Origin of the sequence: Cohnella massiliensis, from assembly GCF_900169535.1 — a bacterium.
GTDB lineage: Bacteria > Bacillota > Bacilli > Paenibacillales > Paenibacillaceae > Cohnella > Cohnella algarum.
Map to the genome: position 1 here is coordinate 1,518,236 of NZ_LT821259.1, position 17,925 is coordinate 1,536,160.

19 protein-coding genes are annotated in these 17,925 nt (G+C 58.4%); all 19 read left to right on the top strand.

Annotated features, from left to right (window positions below; translation table 11 throughout):
- The first annotated feature begins 8 nt into the window (after nt 1-8).
- Complete coding sequence (gene spoIIIAG, locus B7E11_RS20795) at nt 9-656, top strand: stage III sporulation protein AG (RefSeq protein WP_080838353.1); 648 nt, start codon at nt 9-11, stop codon at nt 654-656.
- An 86-nt stretch (nt 657-742) separates the two neighbouring features.
- Nucleotides 743-1,483, top strand: coding sequence for a SpoIIIAH-like family protein (locus B7E11_RS20800; RefSeq protein WP_080838356.1), 741 nt, complete (start codon nt 743-745; stop codon nt 1,481-1,483).
- Between the two features lie 141 nt (nt 1,484-1,624).
- Nucleotides 1,625-2,116, top strand: a complete 492-nt coding sequence (accB, locus tag B7E11_RS20805) for an acetyl-CoA carboxylase biotin carboxyl carrier protein (protein WP_080838359.1) — start codon at nt 1,625-1,627, stop codon at nt 2,114-2,116.
- 54 nt (nt 2,117-2,170) lie between these two features.
- Nucleotides 2,171-3,532: an acetyl-CoA carboxylase biotin carboxylase subunit gene (accC, locus tag B7E11_RS20810; RefSeq protein ID WP_080838362.1), complete on the top strand. Its 1,362-nt coding sequence runs from the start codon at nt 2,171-2,173 to the stop codon at nt 3,530-3,532.
- Between the two features lie 150 nt (nt 3,533-3,682).
- Nucleotides 3,683-4,090, top strand: coding sequence for an Asp23/Gls24 family envelope stress response protein (locus B7E11_RS20815; protein ID WP_080838365.1), 408 nt, complete (start codon nt 3,683-3,685; stop codon nt 4,088-4,090).
- A 141-nt stretch (nt 4,091-4,231) separates the two neighbouring features.
- Nucleotides 4,232-4,795 (top strand): alkaline shock response membrane anchor protein AmaP, encoded by a 564-nt coding sequence (gene amaP / locus B7E11_RS20820; protein ID WP_080838367.1) that lies wholly within the window; start codon nt 4,232-4,234, stop codon nt 4,793-4,795.
- Nucleotides 4,796-4,809: 14 nt separating this feature from the next.
- On the top strand, nt 4,810-5,040 hold the full coding sequence (locus B7E11_RS20825) for a DUF2273 domain-containing protein (protein WP_080838370.1): 231 nt from the start codon (nt 4,810-4,812) through the stop codon (nt 5,038-5,040).
- 141 nt (nt 5,041-5,181) lie between these two features.
- Complete coding sequence (gene nusB, locus B7E11_RS20830) at nt 5,182-5,682, top strand: transcription antitermination factor NusB (RefSeq protein ID WP_080840923.1); 501 nt, start codon at nt 5,182-5,184, stop codon at nt 5,680-5,682.
- Nucleotides 5,679-6,530 carry a bifunctional methylenetetrahydrofolate dehydrogenase/methenyltetrahydrofolate cyclohydrolase FolD gene (folD, locus tag B7E11_RS20835; RefSeq protein ID WP_080838372.1) on the top strand — a complete coding sequence of 284 codons (852 nt, stop codon included), beginning with the start codon at nt 5,679-5,681 and terminating at the stop codon, nt 6,528-6,530. The genes nusB and folD overlap by 4 nt, the downstream gene beginning before the upstream one ends.
- A 55-nt stretch (nt 6,531-6,585) precedes the next feature.
- Nucleotides 6,586-7,950: an exodeoxyribonuclease VII large subunit gene (xseA, locus tag B7E11_RS20840; protein ID WP_080838373.1), complete on the top strand. Its 1,365-nt coding sequence runs from the start codon at nt 6,586-6,588 to the stop codon at nt 7,948-7,950.
- Nucleotides 7,940-8,251, top strand: coding sequence for an exodeoxyribonuclease VII small subunit (gene xseB, locus B7E11_RS20845; protein WP_080838376.1), 312 nt, complete (start codon nt 7,940-7,942; stop codon nt 8,249-8,251). The genes xseA and xseB overlap by 11 nt, the downstream gene beginning before the upstream one ends.
- A 5-nt stretch (nt 8,252-8,256) precedes the next feature.
- A complete protein-coding gene (locus B7E11_RS20850; protein WP_080838379.1) occupies nt 8,257-9,168 on the top strand; it encodes a polyprenyl synthetase family protein in 912 nt (303 codons plus the stop codon).
- 559 nt (nt 9,169-9,727) lie between these two features.
- On the top strand, nt 9,728-11,617 hold the full coding sequence (gene dxs, locus B7E11_RS20855) for a 1-deoxy-D-xylulose-5-phosphate synthase (RefSeq protein WP_080838380.1): 1,890 nt from the start codon (nt 9,728-9,730) through the stop codon (nt 11,615-11,617).
- Nucleotides 11,617-12,468, top strand: a complete 852-nt coding sequence (locus tag B7E11_RS20860) for a TlyA family RNA methyltransferase (RefSeq protein WP_080838383.1) — start codon at nt 11,617-11,619, stop codon at nt 12,466-12,468. The genes dxs and B7E11_RS20860 overlap by 1 nt, the downstream gene beginning before the upstream one ends.
- Nucleotides 12,469-12,683: 215 nt before the next feature.
- Nucleotides 12,684-13,151 (top strand): hypothetical protein, encoded by a 468-nt coding sequence (locus tag B7E11_RS20865; protein ID WP_080838385.1) that lies wholly within the window; start codon nt 12,684-12,686, stop codon nt 13,149-13,151.
- Nucleotides 13,148-13,597: a transcriptional regulator AhrC/ArgR gene (ahrC, locus tag B7E11_RS20870; protein WP_080838388.1), complete on the top strand. Its 450-nt coding sequence runs from the start codon at nt 13,148-13,150 to the stop codon at nt 13,595-13,597. The genes B7E11_RS20865 and ahrC overlap by 4 nt, the downstream gene beginning before the upstream one ends.
- A 39-nt stretch (nt 13,598-13,636) precedes the next feature.
- Nucleotides 13,637-15,322, top strand: coding sequence for a DNA repair protein RecN (gene recN / locus B7E11_RS20875; RefSeq protein WP_080838390.1), 1,686 nt, complete (start codon nt 13,637-13,639; stop codon nt 15,320-15,322).
- 124 nt (nt 15,323-15,446) lie between these two features.
- Nucleotides 15,447-16,775: a SpoIVB peptidase gene (spoIVB, locus tag B7E11_RS20880; protein ID WP_080838392.1), complete on the top strand. Its 1,329-nt coding sequence runs from the start codon at nt 15,447-15,449 to the stop codon at nt 16,773-16,775.
- A 209-nt stretch (nt 16,776-16,984) separates the two neighbouring features.
- Entirely contained in the window at nt 16,985-17,797 is an 813-nt protein-coding gene (spo0A, locus tag B7E11_RS20885; RefSeq protein WP_080838394.1) for a sporulation transcription factor Spo0A, read from the top strand.
- Nucleotides 17,798-17,925: the final 128 nt, after the last annotated feature.

Below are 17,925 nucleotides of genomic sequence, written 5' to 3' on the forward strand. Positions count from 1 at the left end.
GGTGTTCCATGGCAAAATGGCTGCAGCAGTTGGAAACGTTCATCGGAGGAGGACCGGGAGGACCGCGCCGGGTCAAGGCGTTCCGCTGGCTCGTGCTGATTGGGCTCATCGGAGCCGCCCTCATTCTCGTCGCCAATCTCCTCAACGTGAAGACGATCGATCCGTCGGGCGACAAAGATTACGCTCCGCTGGGCGACAACGATTCGCCCGAGCAGCAGACGATGACCGCGGGAGCGGCCCGGGTCGACGATCCGTTCGTCGAAATCGAAACGACGCTGGAAACCCGGCTGAAGGAGATGCTCGAAAACATGGTCGGCGTCGGGACGGCGGACGTGATGGTTACCGTGGAATCGACGGAGGAGACGGTCGTTCAGCAGAACGAACGGGATACGTCGACGATTACCGAAGAGTCCGACCGCAACGGGGCCAAGCGGCACATTACCGACGTGACGAGGGACGGCCAGGTCGTCCTGTACGAAGTGTCGGGCAGCCAGACGCCGATCGTGGTCAAGAAAATCAAGCCTCGCGTCCGGGGCGTGCTGATCGTAGCCAAAGGCGGGGAAAACGCCACCGTGCACAAGCTGATCGCCGAAGCGGTTTCCCGGGGACTGGACGTCCCGATCCACCGGATATCGGTCGTTCCGCGCAAGCAATAAGGAGACGAAATAAACGCACAATCGAATAACGCAGCCCATCCGGGGCGGTTCAAAAAAAGCCCAAAATCCAAGGAGGCAAGGAGAGCATGAACAACAAAAGGCAAACGATTTGGCTGGTGTCGATGCTCAGTTTGATGGTCATTCTGTCGGCATACTACCTGTTTACGGAGGACGTCAATCCGGCCGGACAGACGGCCGACCAGGCCGGCGGGTATGCCCAGGCGGATCCCGGAAGCGGCGTGGAAATCACGCAGGTCGACGGAGCATACGGCGATGAAACCGAAGCCGGGGCCTCCCCGTCCGCCTCTCCCGATTCGCAAACGGGCGCCGAAGAGCCTTCCGAATCCGGCGATCCGGCTTCCGGGAGCGAGCCGTCGCCGGAAGCGGGAAGCGCGGGCGAAGAGTCGGCGGCGGAACCCGAAACGGGCGGTCCGGAGGACGAAGCCGTGCTGAACGGAATGAACAACAATTTGGGCGGCAGGGAATATATCGATCGGATCGCGCTTGAAAGATTGGAAAATTACTCGCAAGAGCAGGAACGGCTGAACGCGATTATCGCCGACAGCAAAAACACGACGCCCGAGGAAGCCCAGTCCGCGATGGAGGAGCTGAGCCGGCTCGACGCGATCGAAGAGCGGATGACTTCCCTGGAGGAAAAGTTGGTCGCCACCTACGGCAACGTCGTCGTGGAAGAGGAAGAAAGCAACTACAAGGTGGTTGTTCAGGCCGACAAGCTGGAGAAGGACGAAGCCGTAACCATCGTCGAGCTTGCCATGAAGGAGCTGGAGGTTTCGCCCGACAGGCTGACCGTGCAATACATTCCTTGAACGAACGGCGCGCTGCGGCAAAGAGTTCGGCCATAAGGCCGGACTCTTTCCATTTCAGTCGAATGTGATATAATAACTTCGTTATGGGAACGAACAAGCATGGCCTGCAAAGGAACCCCGAACCAAGGAGTGTCCGAGACAATGTTTAAACTTAGCGAAATCAAAGAACTGATCAAATTGGTGGATCAAACGTCCGTTCAAGAGCTGGAAATCGAAAACGAAGGGGCAAGGCTCGCCATTCGCAAACCGGGCCGGACCGAAGTCGTCAACGTGCAAACGGCTCCGGCGGCACATACATACTTGCCCGCGGCGGCATCCGCGCCGGCCGCGGCGCCCGCCCAAGCGGCGGCTTCCCCGGAAGCGCCCAAGAGCGAGTCTTCCGAACGCGAAGGCCTGCACAAGATCGTTTCCCCGATGGTGGGAACGTTCTATCGGGCTCCTTCTCCCGATGCCCCGAGCTTCGTCAATGCCGGCGACAAGGTGACCGAGAAGACGGTCGTTTGCATTTTGGAAGCGATGAAGCTGATGAATCCGCTGGAAGCGGAAGTGAAAGGCGAGATCGTCGAGATTCTGGTAGAGAACGGACAATTGGTCGAGTACGGCCAACCGCTGTTCCTCGTCAGACCGGAATAAAGGATTTCCGGCTTTCGAGCGTCAACTGGTATCAACGAAGGGGGATCTCCTGTTTTGAAAATCCATAAAATTTTGGTGGCCAACCGCGGCGAGATTGCCGTCCGCATTATCCGGGCGTGCCGGGAGCTCGGAATTTCGACCGTCGCGGTCTATTCCGAAGCCGACCGCGAATCGCTGCACGTCCGCTTGGCCGACGAAGCGTACTGCATCGGTCCGACGGCCTCCAAAGACAGCTATTTGAACTTGACCAACATTATGAGCGTGGCTACGCTGACGGAATGCGACGCGATTCATCCGGGCTACGGCTTCCTGTCGGAGAACGCCGACTTCGCGGATATTTGCGAAAGCTGCAACATCACGTTCATCGGCCCTTCCGCCGAAGCGATCAGTCGGATGGGCGACAAGTCCGTGGCGAAGCAGACGATGAAGGAGGCCGACGTTCCGGTCATCCCGGGTTCCGACGGCCTGGTCGAGGATCTGGACGAAGCCGTCCGGGTAGCGCGCGAGATCGGGTATCCGGTCATCATCAAGGCGACGGCCGGTGGCGGCGGACGCGGCATTCGCCTTGCGGACGACGAAGAAATGCTCGTTCGCGAGATTACGACCGCCCAGCAGGAAGCCCAGAAGGCGTTCGGCAATTCCGGCGTCTATCTCGAGAAATATTTGACCGGCATGAAGCACGTCGAAATTCAGGTCATCGCCGACAAGCACGGCAACGTCGTTCACCTCGGCGAACGGGACTGCTCGGTGCAGCGCCGGCGCCAGAAGCTCGTCGAGGAAGCGCCGTGCCCGGTCATGACGCCGGCCCTCCGCGAACGGATGGGGCAAGCCGCCGTACGGGCGGCCAAAGCCGTCGACTATTGCGGCGCGGGCACGATCGAGTTTTTGCTGGGTCCCGACGGCCAATTTTATTTTATGGAAATGAATACCCGCATCCAGGTCGAACACCCCGTCACCGAAATGATCACGGGCGTCGACCTGATCAAGGAAATGATCTCGGTCGCGGAAGGAGCGCCTCTTTCCTTTGCGCAGGAAGACGTCAAATGGGACGGTTGGGCGTTCGAATTCCGGATCAATGCGGAAGATCCGGAACGCAATTTCATGCCGTCTCCGGGGCGCGTCGGCTTTTATTTGCCGCCCGGCGGTCCCGGCGTGCGCGTGGACAGCGGCGCTTACACCCACTACACGATCTCGCCGCATTACGATTCGATGATCGCGAAGCTGATCGTCTGGGCGCCGACGCGCGGCGAAGCGATCGCTCGCGGACGGAGGGCCCTCGCGGAGTTTTTCGTGGAAGGGGTCAAAACGACGATCCCTTTTCATCTGAAGCTGCTGGATCATCCCCTGTTCCAAAAAGGCACGTTCGATATCAAGTTTCTCGAAGAACACGATATCTATGATCCCGGTTTGTCATAATCAACGCGCAATGCTATAGTATGAATAATAAAGAGGTGCATGGCCCAATCCGGCATGACGGCCCAGCCGCCATGCCGAGGGCTGCCGGCGCCTCTGACAGCCGATGCTTGGGCGAAGAGCCGTACCATTTTGAAGGAGGTGGATTCACGAATGGAAACATTGGTGACCGATTACGAACGCACGGAAATGGGTACCATTCAAATCGCGCCGGAAGTCATCGAGGTGATCGCCGGTCTCGCGACGGTCGAAGTGGAAGGCGTTGCCGGAATGAGCGGCGGTATCTCCTCCGGAATTGCGGAACTTCTCGGACGCAAAAATTTGTCCAAAGGCGTGAAAGTCGAAGTCGGCCAGCGCGAAGCGGCGGTCGACGTCAATATCGTCGTCGAATATGGCAGGCGCATTCCCGAAATCGCGGCTGAAATTCAGCGCAACGTCAAGCGTTCGATCGAAACGATGACGGGGCTGAACGTGGTGGAAGTGAATGTACATATTCACGACGTTCATTTCAAAACTCCGGAGAAACCGGAAGAAGACGATTCGCATGCGCGTGTCCGATAGCGCCCCCCGGGATTCCCTGAGGTAAGCGATTACCGGAATGCGGATGACGGCGCCGTAGCGGCCGAACCCAGGGGGAGGCCGAGCTTCGGCGCCTTTTCGTAAGGCGGGGCATACGCGCGTCGAGACTGGAGGAGACTGTCGTTGATTAGAATGCTGGACAGGCTGCTGTTATTTTTATACACGCTGGCGGTGGGCGCCGCTTCCGTAATCGCCGTCGTCGTCGCGCTGGGCGGCTTCGATACGGAATGGCTGAAGCAGTTCGTCGAGGAGGCCGCGGGAGGCTACCGGGCGGTTCAGGCATCGGTCATCGCGGTCGGCGTCGTGCTGTTTTTGATCAGCTTCCGGCTGTTCGTCGTTTCGTTTCGGCGCACCGGCGGCTCGTCCGAGTCGATCACTCAGCGCACCGAGCACGGAGATATTCGCATTTCGGTCGAGACGATCGAGAATTTGGCGCTCAAGGCCGCATCCCGTTCCCGGGGCGTCAAGGATTTGCGCGCGCGGGTCCGCGCTTCCGAATCCGGCCTGCAAATCATGATCCGCGCTTTCGTCGACGGGGAAAACTCCATTCCTTCGATATCCGAAGAAATGCAAAAAGCCGTATCCGAACATTTGGAGCAGACGACCGGAATTCCCGTTTCCGAGGTTTCCGTCTTTATCGCCAACGTGACGCAGTCGCCGACCACGTATAAAAGCCGAGTGGAATAGGGGGACGGCCGCCCATGTGGAAAGAATGGCTGGAAGCCTACGGAGGACGGGCGCTTGGCATTTTGGCGGGACTTTTTTGCGCGGTCATCTATTTAATTAGCGGATTTTGGGATATGCTGTTTTGTATATTGCTTGTCGGTTTGGGATATGGAATCGGATATAACAAAGACAAGAAGCGGGGCCCTCTGCTGCCGTGGGACCGGCTGGTCTCCTGGATGTCCGATCGGTGGCCGTGGCCGCGCTGATTCGCAAGCCGTGAAGCCTTCTTGCCCGAAGCGGCGCCTCGCGCCGCCATCCCGTTTCGGGATCGGGCGGGACGGCTCGTCGTTTTTTCTGAATGCTATTTCGGTTGGCCCAAAAAACAAGTTGTCGAAGCGGGAGGATTCATGAAGCGCAGATTGGCAAGGGAAATTGCGGTGCAGAGCCTGTACCAGATGGAAATGAACGGCGTGGACGCGCAGGCCGCGGTGGAGACCGTTCTGACGGAAGCGCGCGAAGAAAACGAAATCGGCGCGAACGTCGAAGACGTCGGCGCGGTCGACGGGTTTACCCGCGAGCTGGTAAAGGGCGTTACGGCCCACCGGGAAGAAATCGACCGCTCGCTGGCCCGGTATTTGACCGGATGGCAGGTGGATCGCCTGTCGCGGGTGGACCGCCAGATTTTGCGGCTTGCGGCTTTCGAGCTCGCCCACCGGAAGGAAGTGCCTCCGAAGGTTGTCGTAAACGAAGCGATCGAGCTGGCGAAGCGCTTCGGCACGGACGAATCCGGCAAATTCGTCAACGGCGTGCTCGGACGCATGCTGCGCGAGACGGGGGGCGGAAAGCCGGAATCCGCAAAAGATCCGAAGCCCGAATTCGAAACGAATGGCGAGGAGGAACCGCAATGAGCGCAAAGCTGATCGAAGGCAAAAAAATTTCCGACCAAATCCGGGCGGAAATCAAAGACGAAGTCACAAAGCTGAAAAGTTCGGGCATTCAACCGGGGCTTGCCGTCATTCTGGTCGGGGAAGATCCGGCGTCCCAGGTTTACGTTCGCAATAAGGCGAAAGCTTGCGAAGATCTCGGCTTTTATTCCGAGGTGCACCGCCTTTCCGCGGAGACCTCGCAAGCGGAATTGCTGGAGCTGATCGGCCGGTTGAACGCCCAAGACAGCGTGCACGGCATTCTCGTGCAGCTGCCGCTGCCGAAGCATATCAAGGAGAAGGCGGTCATCGACGCGATCGCGGTCGAAAAGGACGTGGACGGCTTTCATCCGGTCAGCGTCGGCAATATGGTCATCGGAGACGACGCCTTGCTGCCTTGCACGCCGGCGGGCGTTATCGAGCTGCTGAAGCGGACGGGCAACTCTCCCGCCGGCAAGCATGCGGTCGTCATCGGACGCAGCAACATCGTGGGCAAGCCGGTTTCGCTCCTGCTGCTTCGGGAGCATGCGACGGTGACGATTTGCCATTCGCGCACGCCGAATCTGGCGGAAGTTTCCCGCCAAGCCGATATCGTCGTGGCGGCGGTCGGCGTTCCGAAGCTGGTCAAAGGCGACTGGATCAAGCCCGGAGCCGTCGTGATCGACGTCGGCGTCAACCGGCTGCCTGACGGCAAGCTGTGCGGCGACGTGGATTTTGCCGAAGCTTCCGAAGTTGCGGGCTGGATTACGCCGGTTCCGGGAGGCGTCGGGCCGATGACGATTACGATGCTGATGAAAAATACGCTGAAAGCGGCATTGGGCAAAGCCAAGTAAACGAAATACAGACGCAAACGGTCGCGTTCGAAGCCAAGGAGAGGAGGCGGCGCGTTTGGAGCCTTCGCGCGTGCTGAGCATCCGCGATGTGAACCGGTACATCAAGCTGAAGCTGGAAGGAGACGCCAAGCTTCAGGATATATGGATCCGGGGGGAAATCTCGAATTTCACCCATCATTCGAGCGGACATATGTACTTTACGCTCAAGGACGAAAGCGGCAGACTGAAAAGCATCATGTTCGGCTCGTACAATCAGCGGCTGCCCTTCCGGCCGAAGGACGGCATGAAGGTGCTGGCGAGAGGCGGGGTGTCCGTCTTCGAGCGGGACGGCCAGTACCAGTTTTACGTTACGGCGATGCAGCCGGACGGCGTCGGCAGCCTTTATCTCGCTTTCGAGCAGTTGAAGCGGAAGCTTGGCGAGGAAGGCTTGTTTTCCGAGGCGGTCAAGCGGCCGATTCCCCGATACCCGAAAGCGATCGGCGTTATTACGTCGCCGACGGGGGCGGCGGTGCGGGATATTATCATTACCCTGCAAAGGCGGTTCGCGTCCGTCCCGGTGCTTCTCTATCCGGCATCGGTCCAGGGGAAGGCGGCGGCGGCCTCGATCGTGCAGGCGATCGAGGCGATGAATCGTCTCGGCGAGGCCGACGTCCTGATCGTGGGCCGCGGGGGCGGATCGCTCGAAGAGCTTTGGGCGTTCAACGAGGAAATCGTCGCCCGAGCCATTCGCGCGTCGGCCATTCCCGTCATTTCGGCGGTCGGCCACGAAACGGATTTCACGATCGCCGACTTCGTCGCCGATTTGCGCGCGCCGACGCCGACCGCGGCCGCGGAGCTCGCGGTTCCGCACGCGGCGGAGCTGCGCCAGACGATCGAGTCGCTGCGGCGGCGAATGGACAAATCGCTGCGCTTTAAGCTTGTCCATTCGCGGGAACGCTGGCAGCGCGCGGCCAAGTCGCCGTATTTTTTGCAGCCGAAGCGGGCGTTGCTCTCGCAGGCCGAACGGCTCGACCGGCTGCGGGATCGGCTGCAGTTCCGCGCCGAGGGGCGATTCGCCCGGTCGCAAGAGCGGCTTGCGCGGCTGGCGGGCCGGTTGTCGGCCGCAAGCCCGCGGGCGCAAGCGTCGTTCGCGCGCAAGCGGGCCGATGCGGCTGCGGCCAGGCTGTCGCAGTCGATGCGAAGCGTGCTGCGCGAACGGCAAAGCGGCTTCGGCGCGCTCGTTCGCCAGCTTGACGCGCTCAGCCCGCTCAAAATTATGGGCAGAGGCTACAGTCTCGTCTATGACGAACAGGAAGAAGCTATCATTCGTTCGATAGAGGAAGTTCAGCCGGGAGACCGGGTCAAAGTCCGCTTGGCGGACGGAACGCTGGATTGCCAAGTATGGGGATTGCAGGAGGAGGGAGTCGGGAATGAGCCTTAAACCGGAACGGGAAACGGCAGGCGCGGAAACGGCGGCGAGCGCGGATGCCGCGCAGGCTATTTCCTTCGAGGAAGCGATGGAGAAGCTGGAGGAAATCGTGGCCCGCCTCGAGCATTCGGACGTCCCGCTGGAAACCGCCATCGAGCTTTATCAGCAGGGAATCGCATTGTCCAGGCTTTGCGGGCAGAAGCTCGAACAAGTGGAAAAAAGGATCGAAATGCTGATGGAGGACGAAACCGGATTTCAGCGCAAGCCGTTCGCGCCTTTGCAGGGCGAGGCCGAAGCGGATAAAGGAGAGTAGCGGAAGTGACGGTATCTGGCAACATCGAAGCGTATATCAAGGCTTTGCGAGAACGCGTCGAAGAACGGCTTCGCGAAGCGATACCGGCCGAATGGCGCATTCCGGCCCCGCTGAGGGACGCGGCCGTTTACTCGCTGGAAGCCGGGGGCAAGCGCCTGCGGCCGATATTGGTTTTGGCGTCGGCGGAAAGCGTCGGCGGCGACGAGGGGATCCACGCCAGGGCGATGCCGTTTGCCGTCGCCGTCGAAATGATCCACACCTACTCGCTCATTCACGACGACTTGCCGGCGATGGATAACGACGATTTTCGCCGCGGACGTCCGACCAACCACAAAGTGTTCGGAGAGGCGATGGCGATTCTCGCCGGCGACGGGTTGCTGACGCACGCCTTCTTCGTCGCTTCGCAGGCGGCTTCTTTGGGCGTTCCGGCAGACCGGGCGCTCGCCGTCGTTTCGGAGCTGGCCCGGTTTGCGGGACTTTCGGGCATGGTCGGCGGCCAAGCGAGCGATATGCTGGGAGAGCAGGGAATCACCTCGCTCGAGGAGCTCGAGTCGATCCATTTGCACAAGACAAGCGACCTGATCGCGTTTTCGTTGCGGGCGGGGGGGCACGCGGCCGAAGCGGAAGCCGACAAGCTGGCGGCGCTCGAGCTGTTCGGCCGCAATATCGGCCTCGCCTTCCAAATTCAGGACGATATTTTGGACGTGATCGGCGACGAGGGGAAACTGGGCAAACCGCTGAAAAGCGATGAGCGCCAAGGCAAAGTGACGTACCCGTTTCTGCTTGGGCTGGACGCGAGCCGGGAGCGCGTGTCCCGTCTTACGGAAGAGGCGATCGAGGCGGTAATGGCCGCGGGTTTTGCCAAGCCGGAATTGCTGGCCGGCATCGCGCGCTCCATCATGAATCGGGATCACTAGCCGTTGCACCGGTTTAAAAGAATTTGCGCTTTATCCGGACTGCCCGGCGAGCGGATGTCGACGTTGTCGACGCGCCGGGGCGGTCTTTTTTTTGGCCGTGCCGAGCGCCCATGGATGAGGATCCTTGCCTTTGACGGCTAACGCCAGTCGGGGGCGGAAAACGGCAGGTGATCGTTTTTGCGTGCAATCGCCGAACTCACGCCGAATTCACCCGGAACCCTTTCGAACCTTTGAGGATACACAAACTTCCACCCCAACTTGCGAACTAGAAACCGGGCCGGATCCTCGCGCCAATCTTGAATTAAAGTTTCCGAACCGAAGTATTCAACCCGTACAAATAAACACTTCGCCTTGCAGCAAAATCCCGGAACGATTTTCACGGTTAAACGTATGGAATGGGATACCATAACCGCAGCGGACCGTCGCGGGGGCTTGCGTCCGCATTTCGTCAAGATCTGCCAAGCTTGGCCCCGTATTGGGCATTTGTCTGCCGCATGTGTTATAATGATATCAAATTTTGTAACGTACACGGACTTATCCGGGAAAGCGGGGAACTCCATTGCTGCTCGACCGTATCGACAGCCCATCTGATCTTAAGCAGCTTTCCTTAGCCGAGCTGCCTCAGTTGGCGCAAGAAATCCGCCAGTTTTTAATCGAAAATTTATCCGCGACCGGCGGGCATCTCGCGCCGAATTTGGGCGTCGTCGAATTGACGCTCGCGCTCCATTATTTGTACGACAGCCCGCGGGACAAATTCATTTTCGACGTCGGCCATCAGGCCTACGTTCATAAAATTTTAACCGGCCGCAAAGACCGCTTCGGCACGCTGCGCCAGAAGGACGGCCTGTGCGGCTTCGTCAAGCGTTCCGAAAGCGAGCATGACGTATGGGAAGCCGGGCACAGCAGCACTTCGCTGTCGGCCGCGGCCGGCATGGCTCTTGCGCGCGACTTGAAGGGCGAAAGCAACAAAGTGATCGCCGTGATCGGGGACGGCGCGCTGACCGGGGGCATGGCGCTCGAAGCGATGAACCATATCGGTCACGAGAAGCGCAATCTGATCGTCGTCCTGAACGACAACGAGATGTCGATCGCGCCGAACGTAGGCGCTCTGCACAACTACTTGGGCAAGGTCCGTTCCGACAAAACCTATCGCAAAGCGAAGGACGAATTCGAAACGCTCGTCCGCAAAATTCCCGCCATCGGCGGCAAGCTGGCCAAGACGGCCGAACGGCTCAAGGACAGCCTGAAATATTTGGTTGTCCCGGGCATGCTGTTCGAGGAATTCGGGCTCAAATATTTCGGGCCGGTCGACGGCCACGATATCGAGAAGCTGGTCGAGGCGTTCCATCAAGCCGAGAAGGTGAACGGTCCGGTTCTCATTCACATCCTGACGATCAAGGGCAAAGGATATTCGCCCGCGGAAGCGGATTCGTTCAAATGGCACGGCATCACGCCGTACAAGATCGAATCCGGACAAGTCGTCAAGTCGGTCGGACCTCCCGTTTATACGGACGTCTTCGGCAAAACGCTGATCGAACTCGCGGAGCGGGACGACCGCATCGTGGCGATTACCCCGGCCATGCCGGGAGGTTCCGGATTGCTCGGGTTCGCGGAACGCTTCCCGAACCGGATGTTCGACGTCGGCATCGCGGAGCAACATGCCGCCACGATGGCCGCAGCCATGGCGCTGGAAGGCATGAAGCCGGTATTCGCCGTCTATTCGACGTTCCTGCAGCGCGCCTATGACCAGGTAGTGCACGATATTTGCCGCCAGAAACTGAACGTGGTGTTCGCGATCGACCGGGCCGGCTTTGTCGGCGCAGACGGGGAGACGCACCAAGGCGTGTACGATATCGCATTCTTGCGGCATATTCCGAATATGGTCATCATGATGCCGAAGGACGAGAATGAGCTGCGGCACATGCTCAAGACCGCGGTCGAATACGAGGACGGCCCGATCGCCGTCCGTTATCCGAGGATCAACGGACTTGGCGTCCCGATGGATCCGGAGCTTCGGCCGATCCCGATCGGCAGCTGGGAAACGGTTCGCGACGGGGATTACGCCGCCATCATCGCGATCGGCCCGATGGTTCAAGTCGCGGAAGAAGCCGCGGAACTGCTGAAGCGCGAAGGCATTCAGGCCCGGGTCGTGAACGCCCGCTTCGTCAAACCGCTGGACGAGGAGATGCTGCTCTCCTTGGCCAAGGAAAACATCCCGCTGCTCGTGCTCGAAGAGGGATCGGAGCAAGGGGGACTGGGCGGCGCCATTCTCGAGTTTTACGCATTGGCGGGCCAGCAGCACATCTCGGTGGGCATGCTCGGCGTTCCCGACCGTTTCATCGAGCACGCGACGATCAAGGAACAGCGGGCCGAAGTCGGGCTGACGCCCGAAAACGTCGCGCAGGAGCTGCGCAAGCGCGTCGTCCGCAAGCGCCAGAGAGCGACGTGATGAACGTACCCGTCAAGGAACGGCTCGACGTTTTGCTTGTGGAGTTAGGCTATTTCGAAAGTCGCGAAAAGGCGAAGGCGGCGATTATGGCGGGGCTCGTTCAAGTCGGCACGGAGCGCGTCGACAAGGCGGGGACGAAGGTGCCGCGCGACGCCGCCATCGTCGTCAAAGGAGCGCCCCATCCGTATGTCAGCCGCGGGGGGCTCAAGCTCGAGAAAGCGATCCGATTTTTCGGGCTCGATTTGAAGGATGCGGTTATGCTCGACATCGGCGCCTCCACCGGAGGGTTTACCGATTGCGCGCTTCAGAACGGCGCGGCATTCGTCTACGCGGTGGATGTCGGGTACAACCAACTGGACTGGTCGCTGCGCCAGGACGAGCGGGTCCGGGTCATGGAACGGACGAATTTCCGTCATATGACCGCGGACCAGCTGGACGGGCCGGCGCCGGCATTTGCGACGATCGACGTTTCGTTCATCTCGCTGAAGCTGATTTTGCCGACGCTGGCCGAGCTGTTTCAGTCCGGCGGCGGGACGGTCGCGCTCATCAAGCCCCAATTCGAGGCGGGCCGCGAGCAAGTAGGCAAATCCGGCGTTGTCCGGGATCCGGGCGTTCACGAATCGGTGCTGATCGAAGTGCTGGCTCACGCGGAGAGGCTTGGATTTCGGCTGCAAGGGCTGACCTATTCCCCGATTACCGGGGGCGAAGGCAACATCGAATTTTTGGCCTATTGGCGGCTTGAAGCGAACGCTTCGGAAACGTTAGAGGACGAAAGTTCTCCGGATTCCGTTCCGTCGCTCGTTCGCTCGGTCGTGGACGAGGCCTCGAACGCTTTTCACCGCAAAGGTTGATCTTAGCACGAAATAAGCAAGGGAACATCTGTCCCGGAGCTGCCGAAGAACGGCCGGATCGAATAACCGGTTTCTCGCGGGCATGCTCCGTTTTTGCGTTCCTTCGCGGAAAAAAGGAATTCAGGGCTTGCGGCGCGAACTACGATTAGATGCGGCGAACCTCCAGGAACTCGACAATCGATAACGCCGACGTTCGATGCGGAGGGGGAGCGATCGTGGAGCGGTTCGGCGATTGGCTGTTGTTTTTGACGGTTGCGGGGCTGCTGGTCTGGTGGCTGGCGAGGCGGCTGCATTTGTGGCTGTTAGAGCCGCCCAGCGCCAGGCTTCGGAAGCTCGCGCATGCGGGAGAAGTGGAACCGGCCGATGCGGTAACGCTGCTGGAAGAGCACGGTTACGAGGTGTTGTCCGGCAAGCATCGCATTCCGCTTCGCGTGACCGTCGACGACTTTCCTTCGCAGCCTACGCGCCTTTATTTCGATTATTTGGCCAAAAAGGATCAACAATACTATTTAGTCAAGCTCGAACGGCCCCGAAAGCCGACCGAGTGGAGCGCCAGCGGGCTCAGGGAGCGTCTGCTGCCTTATGCTCTGCTGTTTCCGGAAAGCGCGGGGATTATCGTTGCCGATCCCAAAGAACGGACCGTGCGTACGGTGCGATTTAAAGTGGAGGATGACAAGGAATGAAAGTTCAACGACAACGGCAAATTCGGGAAATGATCGGCAAGCGGGAAATCGAAACGCAGGAGGAATTGGTCGAAGCGCTGCGCAACGAAGGCGTTCATGTGACACAGGCGACCGTTTCCCGCGACATCAAGGAAATGCAGCTGATCAAAGTGCCCCTCGAAGACGGCCGATATAAATATTCGATGCCGCAGGATCAGCGGTTCAATCCTGCGCTGAAGCTGAAGCGGGCGCTGCTCGACCATTTCGTTCAGGCCGATGCCGCCGAAAATTTGGTAGTCGTCCGCTGCCTGCCGGGAACGGCCAACACGATCGCCGCGTTGATCGACGGCATGGACTGGCCGGAGGTGCTGGGCTCGATCGGTGGCGACGATACGACGCTATTGATCTGCAAGTCGAAGGAGCAGGGACCCGTGATGGTCAAGCGGATCCATGAAATGATGCAATAAAAGCGCAGGCGTCAGCAAAAGAGGGGAGGCCGCAAGGCAATGCTTCGGGAGCTGTCTATTCGCAATTTGGCGGTAATCGAACAGGTTACCGTAGGGTTTCATCGCGGATTTCACGTGTTGACGGGAGAAACGGGCGCCGGTAAATCGATGGTCATCGATGCGATGGGGCTTATCGCCGGGGGAAGAAGTTCGGCGGACATGATTCGGCACGGGCGCGACCGCGCGGTCATCGAGGCAAGCTTCGACTTGCCGGAAAATCATCCGGTATGGGCGACGCTGAACCGATTCGGAATCGACGCGAATCCGCGCGAAATGCTGTTGATTCGCAGGGAAATTTTGCTGCACGGCAAATCTTCCGCGCGGCTGAACGGCCAAAGCGCGACGCTGTCGATGCTGCGGGAAGTCGGCGAGCATCTGGTCAATATCCACGGGCAGCACGAGCACCAATCGCTGCTGCGAACGGATCGGCATCTCGAGTGGCTGGATCAATACGCGGGAGACGAAATCGTCCCCGACAAAAACGCCTACGCCGACAAGTACCGGCGATTCCGGCAAATCGAGCGCGAGCGCAAGGAGCTCGAGGAATCGTCCCGCCAGCAAATGCAAATGCTCGACCTGTACCGGTACCAATTGGAAGAAATCGAAGAAGCCCGGCTTATGCCGGGTGAAGACGAATCCCTGGCCGACGAGAAACGCAAACTAAGCCATGCGGAAAAGCTGGCGGATTCCGTATCGGAAGCCTACGATTTGCTTTACGGTTCCAAGGGGCTTGCCGTCCTTTCGCGGGCGATCGCGCGGCTCGAGGACATCGTCAAAGTCGATCCGGCGAAAATCGGTCCGCTCGTGGAGCAGCTGCAATCGGCCTATTACGGCGCGGAAGACGCGGCGTATCAATTGCGCGGGTACCGCGACCAAATCGAATTCAATCCGGAACGGCTCGCCTTTATCGAAGAGCGGCTGAATTTGCTGAGCGGATTGAAACGCAAATACGGGGAAACGATCGAAGATATTCTGGCCTACCGGAAACGAATCCAAGCCGAAACGGACAAGCTGGAAAATCGCGACGAACGGCTTCAGCAGCTTGCGGACGAACAAGAAAAGCTCGAGCGCGAGCTGTCGCAGCTTGCCGATCGGCTGACCTCCATCCGAAGAAACGCGGCGAACAAGCTGTCGGCGATCATCGTTCAGGAGCTACGCGATTTGCAAATGGAGCGGGCGATATTCGAAGTCAAGCTGGAGCCTGTTCCGTTTGACGCCACGGGTGCCGACAGCGCCGAGTTTTTGCTGTCGACGAACCCGGGGGAGCCGCCCAAGCCGTTGTCCAAAATCGCTTCCGGCGGGGAAATGTCCCGCGTCATGCTCGCCCTCAAAGCGATTTTCGCCCGCATCGACCGGATTCCGGTGCTCGTTTTCGACGAAGTCGATACGGGCGTAAGCGGCCGTGCCGCTCAAGCCGTCGCGGAGAAATTGTCGCTGCTTGCGAAGCATTGCCAGGTTTTTTCGATCACCCATCTGCCCCAGGTGGCATGCATGGCCGATTATCAGTACGAAATCGCCAAAAGCATTACCGACAACGGAAGAACGGCAACGGCCGTGCGCGAGCTTTCCAGCCAGGAACGGGTGGAGGAACTAGCCCGAATGCTCGGCGGAGTGGAAGTAACGGCAAAAACCCGTCACCACGCTCAGGAAATGCTGGCGCTGGCTAAACGCCTAAAAAACGCGTAACGGCGCGAAAATTTAAAGGTTTAGGAAGCTTTTTGGGAACATAAAAGCAGGGGGGCACGGTTACCTTATAGTTACGTTGCCGGCTGATCGAAATGCCGGAAAGACTGTAAGGGAGCGTGAGAATTTGAACCGAACAGCCTCCATACGACGCAAAATCGGCATCGTTCTCGTTTTATTTCTTTGTCTAGCCGCTTCCTCGGGTCCGATTCGGCATTATGCCGCTTTTCCTGACGAGCTCCGCCTGTTCGAGGGCCAATCGAAGCGGCTTCATTACGCCATGCCCGTCCATGCCCAAGGGAGCCTGGATCCTCAGGTGGCGGTCGTCAACGGCGCGAATCGGGAGCATTTCCCTGTCGATTTGAACAAACCGTTATCGATCGAGTCCAAAAACAGCGGAGTCACGAAACTGAAGCTCCGGTTGTTCGGCAAAATCCCGTTTAAGACGGTTAAGCTGCAGGTCGTGCCCGATTTGCGCGTCGTTCCTGGCGGGCAAACGATCGGAGTCAAAGTCAAATCCGCGGGCATCATGGTCGTCGGACATCATTTGATCCGCACGAGCCCGGAAACCCGGATGTCTCCCGGCGAGGAAGCGAAGCTTCGGCTCGGCGATCTGATTGTCGAGATCAACGGGCAGCCGTTAAACGACGTTTCGAAGGTGGCGGCGCTGGCCGAACAAGCCGGCAAAAGCAACGTGCCGCTCGATCTTGTCGTCCAAAGGGGCAAAAGCCGTTTCCGCACGCAGCTTAAGCCGGCGTTCGATTTGGAGGACAAGGTGTGGAGGCTCGGGCTTTACATCCGGAATTCGGCCGCCGGCGTCGGAACGCTTACGTTTTATGCGCCGGATCAAGGCGTGTACGGAGCGCTGGGCCATGTCATCACGGACATGGATACCCAAACGCCGATCGTCGTCGGCGACGGTCAAATTTTGCAATCGAATGTGCTGTCGATTTCCAAAAGCCAGAACGGCGAACCGGGCGAAAAGAGGGCCAACTTCGTAAAAGAAGGAAAAACGCTGGGAAGCGTGGAACGCAACACATCGTTCGGCATTTTCGGCAAAATGCGCGAACTTCCCGATCACGGCCTTCATCAGAAGCCGGTGCCGGTTGCTTTCGCCGAGGAAGTCGAGGAAGGTCCGGCGGAAATTTTAACGGTCGTCAACGGACAAAAAGTGGAGAAGTTCAACATTCAGATCGTTCATGTCGCCAAACAAACGTCGCCTGCAACGAAAGGCATGGTCATCCGAATTACCGACCCGCGGCTGCTCGAACGAACGGGCGGGATCGTGCAAGGGATGAGCGGAAGCCCGATTATTCAAAAAGGAAAACTGGTCGGAGCGGTAACCCACGTATTCGTTAACGATCCGACTTCGGGATACGGCTGTTATATCGAATGGATGCTGCAAGACGCCGGCATCGTCCTGCAACCGAACCAAACAACATCTAAGGCGGTTTAACGCCTTGGATGTTTGCGTTATTGGGAGAAGCAGGAACTTTTGTCGAAAAAGTTCGAAAAAAGACGTCATTTGGCACAAAACTTCATTATAGAGCATCTCGGATAAAAAATAAAGAAAAAAATTCTAATCAAGAAGGATTCAAAGTGGTCGTGTCGAATTTGGATACACAGAGCAACACTAACCTAAATGTAGATAAGGGAGGACCAACCTTGCAGCGGATCGAAGTATTTCTGGCTGACGACAACCGAGAATTTACGAATTTGTTGTCCGATTACATTGAAGAGCAGGATGACATGACGGTCATCGGGGTGGCGTACAACGGAGAAGAAGTCATCCGCCAATTGGAAGAAAATCGTCTCGTACCCGATGTGATGATTCTCGATATCATCATGCCGCACTTGGACGGACTAGGCGTGCTTGAAAAGCTTCGGGATATGAATTTGTCTCCGATGCCGAAGATTATTATGCTTACGGCGTTTGGGCAGGAGAACATCACGCAGCGAGCGGTTCAACTTGGGGCTTCCTACTACATATTAAAACCGTTCGACATGGATGTGCTCGCCAATCGAATTCGTCAACTGGCCGGATATTCGGCCGTCTCGGCTCCGGTATCGACGTCCTCGATCGCCAGCGTGGCGCGTTCGAACATCGTGCCGATCGGCAAACCGAAAAACCTCGACGCCAACATTACGAGCATCATTCACGAAATCGGCGTACCCGCTCATATTAAAGGGTATCAATATTTGCGCGAAGCGATTACGATGGTGTACAACAACATCGAAATCCTCGGCGCGATTACGAAGACGCTGTACCCGGCGATCGCCGAAAAATTCAAAACGACGCCGTCCCGCGTCGAACGCGCGATTCGCCACGCGATCGAAGTCGCCTGGACGCGCGGCAACATTGACAGCATCAGCCATCTGTTCGGCTATACGATCAATATCAGCAAATCAAAGCCAACGAACAGCGAATTCATCGCCATGGTGGCCGACAAGCTGCGCATCGAGCATAAGGTGAGCTAAAAGAATAAAAGAGGAATGAAAGGACCTCATCCCTGCGAGGCATCGGGGGGCGAGGTCCTTTTTCGCGCGGATGGCTCGCCTCGTCTCCGACTTAATCGGGAGCGCCGGCCGGAGACCGTTTTTTTTGC